Consider the following 18,332-nt stretch of genomic DNA (forward strand, 5'->3'; position numbering starts at 1 on the left):
TATAACTATGAAAGGTTCTACATTTATGAATTATAATTATAATTTCACTAAGATAATAATTTTTAAAAGTAAAAAATATAGTGTTTTATTAGCATTACTAATTCTTATGTTAATTGTTCATCATTATGTTTTCTTATATGCAGATGACCTTTATTACTGCCGTGACGCTTCTGTAGGCCTAAGAAACTTACCTCACTTCATATATGGTGTATTAAATGAAAATGGACGTGTATGGGTTCACTTACTTCTACTTGCAATAGTAAAATACAATGTATTCTTATTTAGAATAATCAATCCAATTATTATTACCCTTACTGCCTTATTGGTTTCTAAAATATGTCTCAATTCAGGAGTAGTTAATAAAGAAAGTACTAAGAACTTCCTTATTGCAACTTCTTGCGCTAATATGTTTTTTATCCTATTACCTATTGAAGTTTCAAATACTACCATTTATTATGCAGCCTGCTCTCTTAACTATCTTGTTCCAACAGCTGTAACAATAATTTATGCATATCTATTATATAATGACTATTTGAAGGATACAGATAAGTATAAATCTAAATGGTGGATTGTACTTTTGGCCTTTTTTGCTGGTTCTTCTACTCAGCAGTCAGGAATGATAGCTATAGGCTTTACTGTGCTTATTCCACTCTATTTTAAAATTTTTAGAGGAATAAGGTTTTCTAAAGGTCTTATTCCATATTATATTTCAGTATTCTTTGGATATTGTTTTGTAACTTATGGTTCTTTTAGAAGAGCACTATTTGAAACAAATACAGGAAAAGGAATGGATATCCCCTTATCAATTGACACCATGTTAAAGACTAATATTTTTGAAGCGCCTGCTGTTAGCTATGTTATAATAATTTGTTTATGCAGTGTGTTTTGGCTTTATCATTATTCAAGTGAAAATAGAGAAACTGATAGTAAAACAATTTTATCAGTAAATAAAGCTTTAGCCTATTTATTATCACTAGGAACATTAGGTTATATTTACTTTGTTTTATACAAAAAATATGAAGTCCATATATTTGCTGGAGAAGGCTCTCGTATGCTAGTTAGATTTGGCTTTATTGCTTTTGCACTAGTATATCTATTAAGTAATTTTTATGTTTCTTTTTTAATTCTTCTAAAAGAACGCTATCCATTTATAACTTTTTGTTGTATTAATGCATTTGGTGCTCAAATTATGCTTCTGTTTGTAGATCCAAGGTTTGCTGGAGATCATAGGATTTTATTTCCTTCACTTTTACTTATGAGTATATTCATAGTTTACTCTTCATTAAAGTTTTACAGTAATAGATTGTTCCTAGCATTTGCATTACTTGCAATTTCACTTGGAACTCATAAGCTATCACTAGCAATTATAGCTTCAATATTGGTTATATTATGTTTTATTCTTTCAATTATTAAAATTAACTTTAAACCACTGAGATTTATAATAGTTTTAGTTTTTCTAGGAATCTCCTTATTTGCTTTTAAAAATACTTATTCTGGATATAATGAAGCCTCCTATGAACAAGTATTTAACATGAATGCAATAAATGAGTATCATAAAAATAATAATGAGGGTGTATTAAGGCTTAAAAAGACACCTCCAACTATATACGGTTATAATGTTTCTAATTGGAATGACATGCCCTACTTTATGAAACAATGCTATAAAATAAATGAAATGACTGTAATTGAATATTATAAATAAGATTAAAGGCAGAGGGGTTTACTTCCCTCTGCCTTTATATTAATTATTCACTATAGTCTAAAATAAACATAACCAGCTTTTTCGAATTCTTTTCTATTGTAAAGTCCTTTTACATCTATTAAAACTGGAGTTCCTTCACCATAGAACTTCTTTATACTTTGTGCATCTAATTCTCTAAATTCACTGTGACTAGTAGCAAACACTACTGCATCTACATTCTTAATGTCATTAAGTTCTAAGGATGATATTCCATATTCTTCTTTTAACTCATTTTTGTCAGCTACTGGGTCAAATGGTAATACATCTATTTCATACTCTTTTAACTCTTTAATAATATCAAATACTTTTGAATTTCTTGTGTCTGGACAATTCTCTTTAAAGGTTAATCCCAATATTGCAACCTTTGCACCCTTTACTTTTTTATCTCCTTTAATTAAGGATTTTACTACATTTTCAGCAACAAAAGCAGCCATTCCATCATTTATTTTTCTTCCAGCTGCTACAAGCTTTGCTTCAACTCCAAATTCTTGAGCTCTATGCACTAAATAGAAAGGATCTACTCCTATACAATGTCCTCCAACTAATCCTGGATTAAACTTTAGGAAGTTCCACTTTGTTCCTGCTGCATCTAATACTGCTCTTGTATCAATTCCCATCTTATTAAATACCATTGAAAGTTCATTTACAAATGCAATATTTACATCTCTTTGAGTGTTTTCTATAAGTTTAGCTGCTTCTGCAACTTTTATACTTTCAGCTCTATATACTCCAGCTTCTATTATAAGTTCGTAAGTTTTTGCAACTACTTCTAAAGTCTCTTCATCCATTCCAGAAACTATTTTAGTTATCTTTTCTAATGTGTGAACTCTATCTCCTGGATTAATTCTCTCTGGTGAATAGCCAATTTTAAAATCTATTCCACATTTTAATCCTGATTCTTCTTCTAAAAGAGGAATACATACTTCTTCAGTAACTCCCGGATAAACTGTAGATTCAAAAACTACTATTGCTCCTTTTGATAAATTTCTTCCTACTGTTTTTGATGCACCAATTACTGGTCTTAAATCTGGTGTGTTATCTTTATTAGTTGGTGTTGGTACTGCTACAACAAAAAATTTAGCTTTTTTAAGCTCTTCTTCATCATAAGTAAACTTGCAGCTGCTTGCTTTTAAAGCATCATTTCCAACCTCATTAGTTACATCGATACCATTATTGTAAAGATCTACTTTTGCTTTATTTACATCAAATCCTATAACATCTACTTCTTTTGCAAATGCTACTGCTAGTGGCATTCCTACATATCCTAATCCTACCACTGCTACTTTTTCTTCTCTTTCAATAATCTTTTGGAATAAATCCATCTTATTATCCCCCTATATGTTAAGCTTTAATTATTTCAGGTTGTTAATAGTTTAAACTATCTCTACAAAACCTACGTTATTATGTCTCTATTTCAACTCATCCTTATTATTATAGTTTATATGTTATATAAATATCAATACTTAGCATAAAAATAGATTAAAATATTACTAACCCCTTATTCTTAGGGGTTTTAATAACATTTTAATCTAATAAACAAAATCTATTTACTTAGAATCCATTTGGATGATTTGAATGCCACTTCCAGGCTGTCTCTATTATATTTTCTAGAGTATTAAATCTTGGCTCCCATCCTAGCTCTTCAACTGCTTTATTAGATGAAGCTATTAAAATAGCTGGGTCTCCAGCCCTTCTTTCAGCAACTTCTGCAGGAATCTCATGCTTAGTAACCTTCCTAGCAACCTCTATAACTTCTTTAACAGAAAAGCCTGTACCATTTCCTAAATTATATATTCTGCTCTCTCCACCACTTTGGAGTCTTTTAAGTGCCAGTAAGTGAGCTGAAGCTAGATCAGACACATGAATATAATCTCTTATACAACTTCCATCAGGCGTATTATAATTATCTCCAAATATCATTATTTTATCTCTTTTTCCTAAAGCTACTTGTAATATTAAAGGAATTAAGTGAGTTTCTGTTTTATGATCTTCTCCAATATCACCACTTACATGAGCTCCTGCAGCATTAAAGTATCTTAAAACAGTATATTTAATACCATAAGCAGTATCACACCACTTAAGAATCTTTTCGACTATGAGTTTAGATTCACCATAAGCATTTGTAGGTAAAGTCTTGTCCCCTTCTAAAATAGGAGTATTTTCTGGTTCTCCATAAGTAGCTGCTGTTGAAGAAAATACTATATTCTTAACTCCATGTTCTTTCATAGTTTCCAAAAGATTAATAGTCCCATAAACGTTATTATTGAAATATTTAAGTGGTTCTACCATACTTTCTCCAACTAGGGAATAGGCTGCAAAATCTATAACTGAGTCTATATTATTTTCATTAAATACCCTATTTAAAAATTCTTTATCTCTTAAATCCCCAGTATATAGCTTTACCCCATTAACCGATTCTTTATGACCAGTCTCTAAGTTATCTACAACTATTACCTCTTTCCCTTCTTCTAATAAATATGCTACCATATGGCTACCAATGTAGCCGGCACCTCCACAAACTAGAATTGCCATTTTAAACCTCCTATTTATCATTAAATTTCTCTATAGCTATACCATTATATCTAATGATCGTGACTGTAATGTGTCTCTAATCATTCTTTTGTAAGTTTTTATAGAAATCTAAAGTTTCTTTAAGTCCATCTTCTAATGTATACTTTGGCCTCCAAGAAGACGAATTTTTTATCTTTTCATAACTCATATAGCTGTTATTTATATCTCCAAATCTTTTTTCTCTATATTCAGCTTTTAACTCTAACCCTGTTAATTTATTAAAAACATCAATTAACTTATTTACTGAAATTTCAATATTGGTCGCTACATTATATATCCCATTATCTAAAGCTTCTAATGCTAGTAAGTTTGCTTTAGCAACATCCTTTACATAGACAAAATCTCTTGTTTGCTCACCATCCCCAAAAATTATAGGGGATTGTCCGCTAAGAAACTTCTCTGAAAAAACTGCAACAACTCCGCCTTCACCATTAGAATCTTGTCTTGGACCATAAACATTTGCATATCTAAATACAGTATAATTTAATCCATATAATCTGTTATATACATCTAAATAATGTTCAACGGTATGTTTTGTAACTCCATATCCACACTGCATATTTAATGGATGATTTTCATCAATAGGGAGATATTTAGGCTCCCCAAATATTGCTGCAGATGCAGGATATATAACTTTTTTCACATCATATTTTCTGCAACATTCTAATAAACTAATTGTTCCTAAAATGTTTATTTCTGCATCCTCAATAGGGTCTTCTATTGAAGTAGGTACTGAAATTTGTGCTGCTTGATGACAAACAACATCAAACTTTTCCTCTTCGAATACTCTCCATAAATCTTTATCCCTTATATCTATCTCAATTAACTTAGCCTTTTTATTTACATTACATTCCTTGCCATGAAACATATTATCTATTACTACAACTTCATGATTATTTTCTATGTACTCATCTACTATGTGTGAGCCTATAAATCCAGCTCCACCTGTCACTAATATCTTCATCAATACCCTCCAAATATCTACAATATATAATTCTCAATCATAATAATTATATCAAACTTTTTGTATTTTTTTAATACTTTACATAAAATTAGAACGACGTGCTTAATTAATTGTACTAAAACTTTCATCTATAGTCCATATGCATAGAGTAAATATAATGATCAATTCAAATATGTTTTTATACATAAGATGCTATCTATATACTAAAATAAAAGTGATGAATCTTAATAATTCACCACCTTCTTATCCTAGCCTGACTTTACATCCATATATTTTTTTCTAATTCGCAAATTCAATGTTCTCATTCTCTTGGTCTTTGGCAACTATTACTGAACCACAAATAATTAACACACTGCAAATAACAGATTTCAATGTTGTTCCTGTTCCTATGAAAATTACTTGGAATATAATAGCCCATACGGAATATGTTATGTTAAGTGCCATAGCCCTTGTTGCTCCTATTTTATTTATTGCAGTATAATATAATAAATAAGAAGTTGTTCCAGCCAACGCCGTTGCTACTATTAGCGCTGTAGTACTTAATGGAATTCCACTCTTTAGTACACTTATTCCTCCCATTGCAGGAATGATTATAACTCCATAAACTAATGCAGATGTTAATTGTCTTACAAATAATGCTTCATCTGGCGCTAGGTCGTCACCTTTCATTCCGTATGCACAGACTACGCATTCTAAACCCCATCCGATAACTGCTAATAATGCAAATGCAAAACCTATCATACTTGCTGAAGACATCCCATCTGAACTATATCCCAATACTAAAATGGCTCCAATACTTAAAGCCAATCCCATAACCCCTTTAATTGAAAGTTTATCTTTCAATATAATAAATGCAAAAAGAGCTCCTACAGCTGGATAAAATGCAGAGATTGAAGCAGTATAAGCTGGCCCAATATATTTTACTGCAAGTAAGTATCCAGTCATTCCAACAGGTCCCCCTAATAAAGCTGCTATAGCTACAACTCCACCATTTTTACTAAATACTTTTTTAATAGAATTTTTCAAATTACCTCTAACTCCATGATATATAATCATCCATATAACTGAAAATAAATCATGTAAAAATGCTGTAAGTAGTGGTGCCAAGAATATTATCTTTTCATCTTTATTAAATATTGCTGCTAATAAAACTACCCCCATTAGTGTTGTGTCTAGCCCCCATGTCATACCAGAAAATATACCTGAAAAGAAACCTTTTTTCCCGTTACTTAAACTATTTTCCATTAACTTAATTCCCCCTTCTACTTATTGCTGCTTATTAGTAATTCATTTAGATTGTTATAATCTTCCAATGTGTCTACTTCAAAAATATCATTAGTACCAATCTTCTCAATATATATTTCTAACTCTTTTAAGTTTTCCCTAACAATATCATCCCAATATAAATTGCTGAAATCTCTTTCTTCAACAGCCTCTTCTAACTTTCTTTTAATATATTCTCCACTTTTCTTAGTCCAGAAAGAAACTCCAGATAAAATATATGCTGATTCTTTAGTTCCTACTTCAATGTCTACAACTCTATTTTTACCATCATGTATAATAATCCATTCATTACTAAAGCCTGTTTTTTTTGCAGAATAGTACTTAGATATTTCAGGATTTGCTTCAAACATATTATTCTTTATATATACATCTGCATCTATAACATATGCATCCTCTAAATACTCTCTAACTAGGTACATTGTATAAATGTTATTATATTTGTTATATTCTTTATTGTGGATTAACTTAACTCCATATTTATCAACTAGATAATTAAATTTATCATTTAAGTATCCTGTTACAACTATAATTTCATCTATTCCTTTTTCTTTTAAAAATTCAATTTGTCTTTCCATCATAGGCTCTCCTAATACCTTAACTAAAGATTTTGGAGTGTCTAGTGTTAATGGCCTTAATCTTGTCCCCATTCCAGCTGCTAATAAAATTGCTCTCATCTTTATTTTCCTTTCTCTATATTCTTGTTAAATTTTCTTTTGCTCTATTAAATCTATCTATTCCATATGATCCAAAGTTATCACCTTTGGCTTCTTTTATAATTGTCCAAATTGACCATAAAAAATCTTGAAGAATCTTATTTATTAAAATTCTTTTTCTATATTTCTCTTTTGGTTCACCGTCAAAATAAAGTCTTAAAAACAACTCTTCTTCATTCTCATTAAAACCTGATTCTAAACTATGTGCAGCCAAGTCCCACATTGGATCATTTAATCCTGAATATTCCCAATCTATTAGATACATTTTAGAATTACTTTTTACAAAATTATCTGGTAACGTATCGTTATGACATGGTTTTAATTCTACATCATTTTCTATTAATATTTCTTTAAGTATCAATACTTTTTGTTTTACTTCATCATAGCCTTCATAAAAAGCCCCTTTATACTTCTTTCCTAAATCCTCATATTTTTCAATCAACACATAAGGATCAAACACATTTTTTATAGGTATTTCTGAGTAATGCAATTTTTTTAATAATCCAATAACAAGTTCCATATTAGCTTCTTTCTTTGCTGTCATAGCTGTTAAAGTATCTGCATTCTCTATATATTTTGATATTTTAACTCCTGTATCAGGATTATGATAGATTAACTTTGAGTCAATACCTAAATCTGCAGCCAAGGATGAGTTATTTTTTTCATCAATTCTATTTATCATTTCTTCAGTACCTTTACCCGCCATCCTTAAAACATAATCCTCATTTTTTACACTTACTTTATAATTTCTATTTGTCATGCCTCCAATAGGAGATATATTTGTAATATCACTTTCTTCTACATTCATAGCTTCTCTTATGCATTCTTTTATGTTTTTTTCCTTAAACTCTAGTTCTTTTCTAGCTATAAGTGGATATATTCTCTTAATTAAGTTTTCATAATCATTTATCTTATCAATATCTGTCCAAACTATATCATTAACCTTTGCATATCCTATATTATAATTTCTTGCTACATCCATAAGTACATATTCATAATTGATATATGGATTCATATTTGACTTCATTTCATTTAGCATTTTTTCATAAACATCAATAGAAATCTTAAGCGCTCCAAGCATTTCTCCATCTATTCTATTAAACATACGCATATCTTTTGAAAGTTTAAATACATGTTCTTCTTTTATCTGAACAAATGCTTCATCTCCGCTACCACTTTCATTAGTTATAAGCATACAATCCCTTTTTTCATTATCAAGTAGTTCTTGTAATGCTCTCTCTTCAATTATTAAATCATCTTCAATCAAAAGAAAATCTTCGTTTATATATTCTTTTGCCATCATTAATGAGTGCATACTACCTGTCCACTTGTATTTATCATTTTCAACTATTTTAAAGCTACTATTTCCTTCAAATTCATCAAAATACTCTTTTTGATAGCCTGCAACTATTATAAATTCCTCAATTCCTAAGTTTCTTAAAATATTTATTGTTCTATCTATTATCTTGTTATCTTCTAAATCCATTAAACATACTGGTTTCTCAAAGTTTTTTTTCTCACCTGCAGCTAATATTATTGCTTTCTTAATGATATTTTTTTCTTTTTTATGCTGAATATTTAATTTTTTATCTTTTTGATGGCTTAGGTAATTTTCTAGTTCATTTATACCTAATGTAGTAAGTTTATATGTATATTCTTTTCCATCTTTAACAATACTAATATGATTACTCTTCTCTAATTCATTAAGCAACATATTTACTTTCCCTAAAGAAATATCAAGAACTTTTGAAATATCTCTTTGCTTTAATGTTCTTTCATTATTAATGCATTCTAATATTCTAAAAATTGTATTATCCATTCCTACACCTCTTTGTTCATTTTTTGAACCTCACTATTGATTATGCATTATTTTCATTAACAATTCAAGTGCTTTTTTACATTTTTTTGTAGATAAATAATTAAACTTAAATATTTATGAAATTTTACTGTTTAATCCCTAACAATTAAAAATGCACTTTTATGTTTTGAATCTATTAAATTACTAATAATACTTGAGTAATAATTAAAAATAAAAACGTGAAATACTTCTTAAATAGATATATTTCACGCCTTTTTTAAAATACACATATTCAATTTATTTTTTTAGTTTCACTTTTTTCATAATAAAATCATATATAATACTTAGAACTATTACAGTTAGTAAATAAAATGTCAGCGATACTTTTCCATTAAAATACTTAAAATATGAATATTCTTCTCTAAAAACACCTTCAAATAGATAAACAAAATATGATATTGCCCCAATCTTAATTAAAAAATTAGATTTATAGCCGCAATAGCTAATAAATACCAATGTCATTATAAATATCATTCCCACGGTTAGATTATAAATTATGTACGCTGTGTCGCTGTTTTTCAAATAGTTATAAGTAACTAAAACTAAAATTATACACACTAAAAATTGTAGACTCATTATTATGTTTAAAATTTTCTTTGATTTCAAGAAATCTATAATCTTTTTACTATAAAATCCCCAAAAAACACCTAATGGAAATATAAATGCATGAACATGAAATTGATATTTCATATTATCAAAAGGATTATTATATTTCGTTAAATAGAAGCCTATAGAAACTACAAATAATAAACTTAGCTTTATGTACTTAGGTATTTTAAACTTAAATATTATACCAAATGCAATATACCATAAAATAATAAATTCTATATACCACATAGTAGTGTCTATTAATTTAGTAGGTTCTATTCCCAAAACTGATAGAAATATAAATGTTACCGAGTACTGTTTCCCTTTAATAAATATGTTTATTAGTATCCACATTGATGTAACTATGCTGAACGGAAGAAGTACAGTATGAAATCTTTTTTTGATATAGTTTAAATCAATACCATTTTTTTTATATGACTTTGTAAGTCCAAAACCCGATATAAATAAGAAAAGTACAACGCCTTGAGCTCCTAGTTGATTAACAAACATATTATGTATTCCTACATTTCTAGATAAATGTCCTGCTAAAACCAAGAAAATTCCTAAGCCTTTTATTTCATTAGATAGGCTCGGATTAATTTCTAACGCTCCCCCATCAGTTTTCCTAAAAGAGAATATCGTTGTTACTATAAATAATAGTGTATATATTTCGTACGATGTCTTTGGCATATTCCCTCCATATATGGCTCCCTAGTAATACTTTTTATATATTCAATTAAAAATAATACCTATTTTCTTTTTGAACTTATTCCAATTTTATTTAATATAAAATTCTTAAAATAGGAATATTCATCTGTTTTTCTAAATAATATTATAAATATCAAATTCACATATATAGCTGAGAAAATTCCTGTAACTACAAATGTTAAAAAATTTGATTTCAAATTAATAAAACTTGTTATGTAATTAGATGAAAATAGCATGGCTAATGAAATAAATAAATATTTGGCATAATTTATATAATATTCTAATGCATTTGACTTAAATACAAGTTTGTATACTAATATTGGCCTTATCCAAAATATTACTGTCAAACTACTTATTATTGTTCCTAGTATTATTCCCGCAATACCTAAATACCTTCCTAGTATAATACAAGCAACAAAGTTTATTGCTGCTTCAATTAAAGGAAAAAATCTATCATTATGATATATACCAGCAGCTTCTTTAAATCTATCAATAGATGGTCTCATATTTAAAATATAAAAATTAATAAGCATTAATGTTACTATATTCCTATCTAATATAAAATCCTTACCTAGCCATATAATTACGAACTTATTGATCGTATTATATATACAGACTAGACAAAAGCTAACAAGACAAAAATTAAAAAAGTAAACCTTATTAAAAACATCTTTTGTCTTTTCATTATTTGTACTTACAATTAAATTTCCTATACTCGCTACAAGTCCTTCAAATAATTTTGCTATAAGAGAGTTAAAAAAAGTTATAACCATTAGATAATTATTATACAAACCTAAAATATTTAAGTTTGCAAAATATGACATCAACATAGAATCTGTTCCGAATACTACAAACCCTCCAATCTTGTGTAATGATAAAGCTTTAATATTCTTAAAAAGATCTTTTTTAGTTGCAATGTCAATACTTCCTGTGGCGTCAAAAATCACTTTATATCTTTTATTTATAACTTTGTTGATTATAAAATAATAAGTAATATTAAACAGAGTTTCAATTACTAAAAATATTACATATGATCTAAATATATAAAGTATTCCTATTTGTACTATATTTTTTATTACTTTTATTGAACTATCATATTTTGAAATAACGTAATTTTCTTGGTTTACATATAAAATTGGTAGTTTATATGTAAAAAAATAGCTTAATGATGTATTTAATAAATATATTAAAAAATATACTTGAACTTTAGAAATATCCATTTGATCTTTAATAAAAATATTTATAAAAGGCGTAACTGCAAATCCTAATAGGATTACTGCTACACCAGAATAAGTATACATTTTTTTATAAAAACTAATTATCCCCTTAATTAAGCTATAATTTTTTTCCTGTATCGGCTTGTACAATGCGTATATAACTGACCCACCAACGCCTAGTTCAGCTAGATTCAAAAAACTCATAATACTACTAAACAAAGAATTTAACCCGTTGGTATTGTTTCCAAGTGATGAAATAAACATTTTCTTTGTAAAGAATGTTATTATTGATACTAACACAAAGAAAAGTCCATTATATATCATATTTTTAAATGCCTTTTGTGTTCTCATTACTCTATCTCCTATTATAAATAATACTTTTGAATAATATTACTTATATAAATTTCAAATTAATCTAATAGGCATAATTTTATCTTCATATAAAATATTTTAGAACGATTGCTCCTAAACTACTATTTGCAATAAATACATTATATTTTATCTTCCATTTAAAATTAATAGTTCTTAGTGTATACTTTGAATTTAAATTAATTAACTTTAATTTTTTATTTTTAACAATCTCATTAAATTTAGCGATAGTTGAATTTTTTAGTATTCTTTTATAGATACCTAACATTATGTTGTTATAATCGTTATCTATACTTATTAGCAAGCTATCTATATCACTCTTCTTAAAAATTTCCTTTTTTTCTACGTAGTCATAAAAGTTTCTATTTAAGTAAAGTGCATCTAAAAAATGTTCATTGAAGTCTGAATTAATTGCTGATCCATTCCTATTCAGATTTTCAAATCCATTATAAGCAATACTACATACCTTCTCTGAATTTAACAAAGCTTTATTTATAAACTCCATATCTTCACCATATGCATATCCAAATGAATATGTCAGATTATTATTTACTAACAAATCTTTTCTATATAGGCATGTTCCTTGACATATCCATATATATTTCTCTACCTTTAATCTACAAGCCTCAATACCTGAAACTGGTTTCTCTAAAAAAACAAATCCGTCTTTACTATAAGTAGTCTCCAGATAATCATCTTCATCGTAGACTTCCCATCCACAAAAACATATATCGCACTTTTCATCATTTATCTTTTTTACAGCCATTTCAATATAATTAGGTTTAATTCTATCATCTGCATCTAAAAATAAAATAATTTCTCCTTTTGAATAGTTAATCCCATTATTCCTTGCAGCACTAACTCCTTGATTGTCTTGTTCAATCAATCTTATTTTCTCGCTAGTTCTTTGTTTAACTACTTTTGAAGTATTATCTGTAGATCCATCATTTATAATCAATATTTCAATATTTTCATATGTCTGATTTAAAACTGAATCTATACATCTCCCTATATAATTTTCAATATTATATGCTGGTATAATAACACTAACTAACATCTAAATCTCCTAAAATATTTATTATTTCATTGTTGTAGTTAACTAAATTTATAGCAAAATTCCATTAATTGATCTTCTATTAATTTTATATCATTTTCTAGATCGCTATGTTTTTTCCAAACTTGCGTATTTTTTATTGAAATTTCTGGGTTAAAATACTTAAATTTATCTTTATGTTCTTCCGAATTCAAGCTGGTAAATTTATATATAGTATTAATTGCTTCATCATAATTATAAATTAAATCTTCAAATTTAATTCTTAAAACAAAGTCAGAATCATTACTTTCTACATTCTTTCTAAGACTTTTAAACCATTGTATAAAGACATTAACATCCTCAGAAGGTATCCACCCTTCTTTCCAATACTTTTTATTTAATGTATATAAATCTCTTGGATCTCTATCAACACATATTATCTTAATATCCTCAAAATAATTTAAATATCTGTCTGTATTTGTTGGTGGTACTAACTGATCCATTACTATATATTCTGCTTTTTTACTGCTTTCGTCTTTTAAATTGTTCAATATGTCATTAAAATATTCTTTCGTCAATTCATAAAAATTATCAGGATTAGAATAATACATAGTTGATCTTTTATAGTAAGGAATATACTCATACCCACTTTTCTTTAAGAAATATTTATAAATATTTCTTTGGACTTTTGCAGGTAAACTGAACAATAAAAAACGAGACATTGAACTATATCTATTCATATGCCTATGCCAATAACCTTCCCAACTAATTTCAATTAACCCATCTAAGTATTTCTCAGATATTTCATCAAAATTACTAATAAACTCAGAATACTGCTTACTTACTATCTTTAGTAATTTCTTAAATCTAAATATAGCTTCATCAACTTTCAATCTATGATTATCATTTACAAGAAAATGTTCCAAATCTGAAATTCCATCTATTTCATGTGCAATTGAAAATTCATAACTACCTAATGAAACTGTTTTATTAAATTCCTTTAACAAATCTGTTATCGCTGAGGAACCAGTTCCACCAAAACTAGCACATGTTATTATTTTTTTCCCCATATACTCCTCCAATGTAAGCACATCACTTTTGATTCATTCTTTTTATATAAAGCGTTCTTTTCACCCTTTTAATTAATTCATCCCTTGAATATAGGCTTAATACGATAGCTATACCACAATAAAAAGCCTTTAGAAACTTAGATCCTTTAGCCTTATTCTTTAAGCTTTTAGACATATAATATCGTTCTGCTCCAACTTCTGATGATATTAAATCCTTCAGTTTTACGTATATTAATTTGTCATCCTCATTATTAAGTCTTTTTTTATACATCTTCTTAACATAGTAAGCCGCCTTTGATTGCTTGAAAGAATTTGAAATAGATATTCCATTATCTCTTAATCTATATAATAACAACTTATCATCTAAATTATCTATATTATAACCATTGGTCACGACTCTTGTTATAAAATCATAATCTTCTGCATACTTAACTTCTCTGTAGTTTCCCAATTGCTTAAGTATGCTTCTTTTAAACATCCAAGTTGGATGTGCCATCGGATTACAGTAATTTAGCATCACTTTCAAGTTATACTTATTAGTATAAACATTACTTTTTTTATTTATTATATTTTCATTTTCATCTATAAACTCTATTTGACTCCCTACCAAATCCACTTTTGGATTGTTAAGTAAAAACTTTATTTGCTTCTCAAATCTATTTTCTAAACTTATGTCATCTGCATCCATTCTAGCAATATATTCCCCAGTTGCTATTGCTAACGCAGAATTCAGGGATTCAATTAATCCTTTATTTACATCATTATATATAAGTTTTATTCTTTGATCTTTTTGTGCATAACAATTAAGAACATCTTTTATTTCTATGTTTAACGGATTGTCTAGCACTATTATAAATTCAAAATTTCTTTCTGTTTGATTTAAAATTGATTCTATAGATTTTATTAACCAACTTTTTTCTTCATTATAAGTACTCATTATAACTGATATTAATGGTTGTGTCATTGGTGGCCTCCATGCTATTCCTTAACTTCCTTGTATTTCTCACTATATAATATTTTTATCACAGTAAAAAATGGCAACGTAAAAATAAACAAATGATAATTGAATAATCCATTGAAAACTGCCAAGAAAATAAATCCTGATAATATCCACAAATTTATTGTCTTTATACTTTTTAATAATATGACTATATAAAGTAATACTCCTATCAACCCATATGAAAGAAGTACTTGAATAAAATCATTATGAGCCCATATAGCCATCTTGTAATATGTCTCATTTATAAATACAGTAATATCCATTCCACTTCCAAACAATTTTTCAAATATTGTAAACTTGTTAACATAATAATCTATTAGGTAACGCCAAAAAACATTTCGGCCACTAGTAAACCCACCTGCTGTACTTGTTCGTATCGTCTTTTCAATCAAAGGCAAATGTTTAAATAAACCAGTAAGGACAAAAATAACTACTGAAGATAAAATTAATCCTAAATTTATCTTCCAATATTTAATTCTATTTTTAATATCAAATATAAAATTCATGATACCTAACAAAGCTATAATAATTAATGGTGTTCTCGCACCTGTCATGAAAGATAACACTAAAATAATAACTTCGTAAATATATAGATACCACTTACCTGAGTACATTCTGATAATAGTAACAACTGCTAACATAGACATTAAGAAATATCCACATAGATGTGGATTGTCAAAAGTACCTATAAAGTATTTTTCATTTCCCCACCATTTTTCAAAACCAAATCCAGCTATAGCTGATACTACTAATAAAAACATGCATGCGTTCATAATAATATACAAGTACTTAATATTTTTTAGTGTAAAATCTTTAAACCCATTAACTATATTTTTATTGGTTATCAATTGAAACATTGCACAAGTAAATATTAATCTTACTATGGAATTATAGTTTGTATTCCATTTATGATTAAATACGAACTGAAGGAATACAATACCTATTAAAATCAAATTATATATATTATTTTTTGATTTATAATTTAATATTAAATTCATGACTATTACTAGAACCATAAAAATCCCTAAAAAATTAAATGGAACATACTTTTCTAGCATAACAACTGGTAATGATAAGAAAACTGCCCAATATAAATATTGGGGTATAGCACTCTCTAAATAATTTATGTATTTACATAACTTTTCATTGTGGGATTTTATTAAATTAATCACTATATACCTCCACTTTTGTAAGATTTACTTATATGCTTTCGTTAGTTACTACTTTTAATCAATCTAGTATATATTTCGAATAACTTATTTACATTATTCTCAATATTGTAATTTTCACTTACTAATCTATAATTTTCATTACTCATTACACTTCTTAACTTTTCATCGTTCAAAAGTAATAGTATATATTTTTTCAGATCGTTTATATTTCCTGGTTCAATTATAAATCCGTTTTTATAATCTTTAACTACTGTCGGTATACTTCCTACATTTGTAGATATAACCGGCACTCCATAACTCATAGCTTCTAATATAGACATAGGCATTCCTTCATAATATGATGGTAACAAATATATAATAGTATTTTTCAAAATTTCGTCTCTCTTATTATGATCAATCCACCCAAGTACATTAATGTATTGTGAAATACCTAATTCATCAGCTTTTTGTTTCACAACATTAGCATCCCCTGATCCTGCAAAGACAAACTTAACATATGGAAACTCTGAACATACTTCCTTCACAACCTTTAGTATATCAAAAGTTCCTTTATCTTCTTCTAGCCTTGCTAAAAGTGTTATATATGTTGAATCATTTGAGAATTGATTTGTTCCAGGTATATCTATAGCATTATGTAAAACTACTACCTCCGAATCACAATATCCAGATATTTTTTCTTTCCATTCATCACCTAATGCTATTACAACATCACATTTATTTAGTATTTTAGATATATAGTTTCTCTTTTTATCATCGCATTCATTTAAGTAATATTGATGAAATGCACCTCCATGCATATGAAAAACTACCTTTTTACCAAAAATCTTAGATAAAGTTACAAAATAAGATTTTCTAATAAAGCTTCCTCTAGCAGCAGAATGAATATGAACAATATCTATTTTTTTAGTTAATAATACTATAAGTACTCTTAAAAGCGAAATCAGAAAATATGTCATTTTAGTTAATTTATTACCACCAATAGTAGTTGAAATATGCTTTATATTAACCTTATCTTTTAGATTAGATGAATAGTAGTTGTTTATGACAGTTGACATCCCACCTAACACTTTTTTAGGATGTGGCGCAATCATTAGTATATTCATAGTTCGCTCCTAACTACCTATAAAATCTTCAATTAAATTTATGATTCTTTGATTATTAGATATATAAGTTTTATAAGTCTTTGTATTCAAATCTTTAATTGCTCTTTCTAAATCTTTAATATCAACAATTCCTTCTATTAGTCCCATTTCATTAAATTGACTAACTATCTCTACTTGATGATCATCTACATGTTCTTCGTATTTTTTAAGTCTAGCAACTGCTATAACCTTTTTCTCTTTTTTTACAGCTGAAATTATCGCTCCAGTTCCCCCGTGCGTAATTACAATATTTGCTTTATTAATGGAGTTATTAAATTCATCTCTATCCAAAAATTCTTTATACCGGTAATTTTTAGGTTTATAGTCTGAATATCCAATTTGAGCAAATACTTCATCTTCTATTATTCCTTTTTCAACTAATAAATCCACTTCTTCTAACAATCTATTAAATTGAAACTTTTGTGATCCCAATGATATGAAAATCAATATATACCGCCTCCATAAACTGCATTTGGATAGAACTCTTTAAGTTGTTCCCATTGAATAATAAATAAATCAGCAAACTTATATACAATTTTTCCTGATAAGGTTTGTGTACTTATTTTTGCAAACGATTCTATGAAAATCACTTTTTTCCCTTTAAGTTTTCCTAATAAGCATACTGGAACAGTTGATAATGCGCCAGTAGAGATAACAACGTCAGGATTCTCTTTATTTAATATCTTAAATGTTCTATATGTGTTTGCAATAAACTTCAAAACCCATCCAGATTCTTTTCTATTAACTTGTTTCAAATAATAAATATTTTTACTATTTGAAGGTTGATATTGAGTTTTTTCAGTAATTACAAAGCTTTCATTTTTATCCATAATAGGCTTAAGCATCATTAATTGTTCGAAATGTCCACCAGATGAAGCCGTAAAACAAATTTTCATATCACA

General features: G+C 27.6%; 16 protein-coding genes. 1 reads left to right on the forward strand and 15 read right to left on the reverse strand.

Annotated features, from left to right (window positions below):
* Positions 1–7 precede the first annotated feature (7 nt).
* Entirely contained in the window at positions 8–1,702 is a 1,695-nt protein-coding gene (locus JK634_RS12420) for a hypothetical protein (RefSeq protein ID WP_202767957.1), read from the forward strand.
* Between the two features lie 50 nt (positions 1,703–1,752).
* On the opposite strand, the gene JK634_RS12425 is transcribed toward JK634_RS12420, so the two are convergent.
* The 15 genes from JK634_RS12425 to pssD all read right to left on the reverse strand — a co-directional run bounded on the left by JK634_RS12425 (position 1,753) and on the right by pssD (position 18,326).
* On the reverse strand, positions 1,753–3,063 hold the full coding sequence (locus JK634_RS12425; protein ID WP_202767958.1) for a nucleotide sugar dehydrogenase: 1,311 nt from the start codon (positions 3,061–3,063) through the stop codon (positions 1,753–1,755).
* 229 nt (positions 3,064–3,292) lie between these two features.
* The gene (galE, locus tag JK634_RS12430) at positions 3,293–4,273 is read right to left on the reverse strand and encodes a UDP-glucose 4-epimerase GalE (protein ID WP_202767959.1); all 981 of its coding nucleotides are present in this window, start codon (positions 4,271–4,273) and stop codon (positions 3,293–3,295) included.
* A 76-nt stretch (positions 4,274–4,349) separates the two neighbouring features.
* Positions 4,350–5,276, reverse strand: a complete 927-nt coding sequence (locus JK634_RS12435) for an NAD-dependent epimerase/dehydratase family protein (protein WP_202767960.1) — start codon at positions 5,274–5,276, stop codon at positions 4,350–4,352.
* Between the two features lie 279 nt (positions 5,277–5,555).
* On the reverse strand, positions 5,556–6,521 hold the full coding sequence (locus JK634_RS12440; RefSeq protein WP_202767961.1) for a DMT family transporter: 966 nt from the start codon (positions 6,519–6,521) through the stop codon (positions 5,556–5,558).
* 17 nt (positions 6,522–6,538) lie between these two features.
* Entirely contained in the window at positions 6,539–7,234 is a 696-nt protein-coding gene (locus JK634_RS12445) for a sugar phosphate nucleotidyltransferase (RefSeq protein ID WP_202767962.1), read from the reverse strand.
* 16 nt (positions 7,235–7,250) lie between these two features.
* Positions 7,251–9,092 (reverse strand): phosphotransferase, encoded by a 1,842-nt coding sequence (locus tag JK634_RS12450; RefSeq protein WP_202767963.1) that lies wholly within the window; start codon positions 9,090–9,092, stop codon positions 7,251–7,253.
* A 276-nt stretch (positions 9,093–9,368) separates the two neighbouring features.
* Complete coding sequence (locus JK634_RS12455; protein WP_202767964.1) at positions 9,369–10,409, reverse strand: acyltransferase family protein; 1,041 nt, start codon at positions 10,407–10,409, stop codon at positions 9,369–9,371.
* Positions 10,410–10,468: 59 nt separating this feature from the next.
* The gene (locus JK634_RS12460; protein ID WP_202767965.1) at positions 10,469–11,995 is read right to left on the reverse strand and encodes a lipopolysaccharide biosynthesis protein; all 1,527 of its coding nucleotides are present in this window, start codon (positions 11,993–11,995) and stop codon (positions 10,469–10,471) included.
* Between the two features lie 85 nt (positions 11,996–12,080).
* Positions 12,081–13,070: a glycosyltransferase family 2 protein gene (locus JK634_RS12465; RefSeq protein ID WP_202767966.1), complete on the reverse strand. Its 990-nt coding sequence runs from the start codon at positions 13,068–13,070 to the stop codon at positions 12,081–12,083.
* Positions 13,071–13,108: 38 nt separating this feature from the next.
* Entirely contained in the window at positions 13,109–14,116 is a 1,008-nt protein-coding gene (locus JK634_RS12470; protein ID WP_202767967.1) for a sulfotransferase family protein, read from the reverse strand.
* Between the two features lie 22 nt (positions 14,117–14,138).
* On the reverse strand, positions 14,139–15,080 hold the full coding sequence (locus JK634_RS12475) for a glycosyltransferase (protein WP_202767968.1): 942 nt from the start codon (positions 15,078–15,080) through the stop codon (positions 14,139–14,141).
* Positions 15,081–15,094: 14 nt separating this feature from the next.
* Complete coding sequence (locus JK634_RS20660; protein ID WP_202767969.1) at positions 15,095–16,288, reverse strand: O-antigen ligase family protein; 1,194 nt, start codon at positions 16,286–16,288, stop codon at positions 15,095–15,097.
* 41 nt (positions 16,289–16,329) lie between these two features.
* Positions 16,330–17,391 (reverse strand): glycosyltransferase family 4 protein, encoded by a 1,062-nt coding sequence (locus JK634_RS12485; protein WP_202767970.1) that lies wholly within the window; start codon positions 17,389–17,391, stop codon positions 16,330–16,332.
* A 9-nt stretch (positions 17,392–17,400) separates the two neighbouring features.
* On the reverse strand, positions 17,401–17,877 hold the full coding sequence (gene pssE, locus JK634_RS12490; protein WP_202767971.1) for a PssE/Cps14G family polysaccharide biosynthesis glycosyltransferase: 477 nt from the start codon (positions 17,875–17,877) through the stop codon (positions 17,401–17,403).
* Positions 17,874–18,326, reverse strand: a complete 453-nt coding sequence (gene pssD / locus JK634_RS12495) for a PssD/Cps14F family polysaccharide biosynthesis glycosyltransferase (protein WP_202767972.1) — start codon at positions 18,324–18,326, stop codon at positions 17,874–17,876. Before pssD ends, pssE begins: the two co-directional genes overlap by 4 nt.
* Positions 18,327–18,332 lie beyond the last annotated feature (6 nt).

This window comes from Clostridium paridis (assembly GCF_016765615.1).
Lineage (GTDB): Bacteria > Bacillota > Clostridia > Clostridiales > Clostridiaceae > Clostridium_T > Clostridium_T paridis.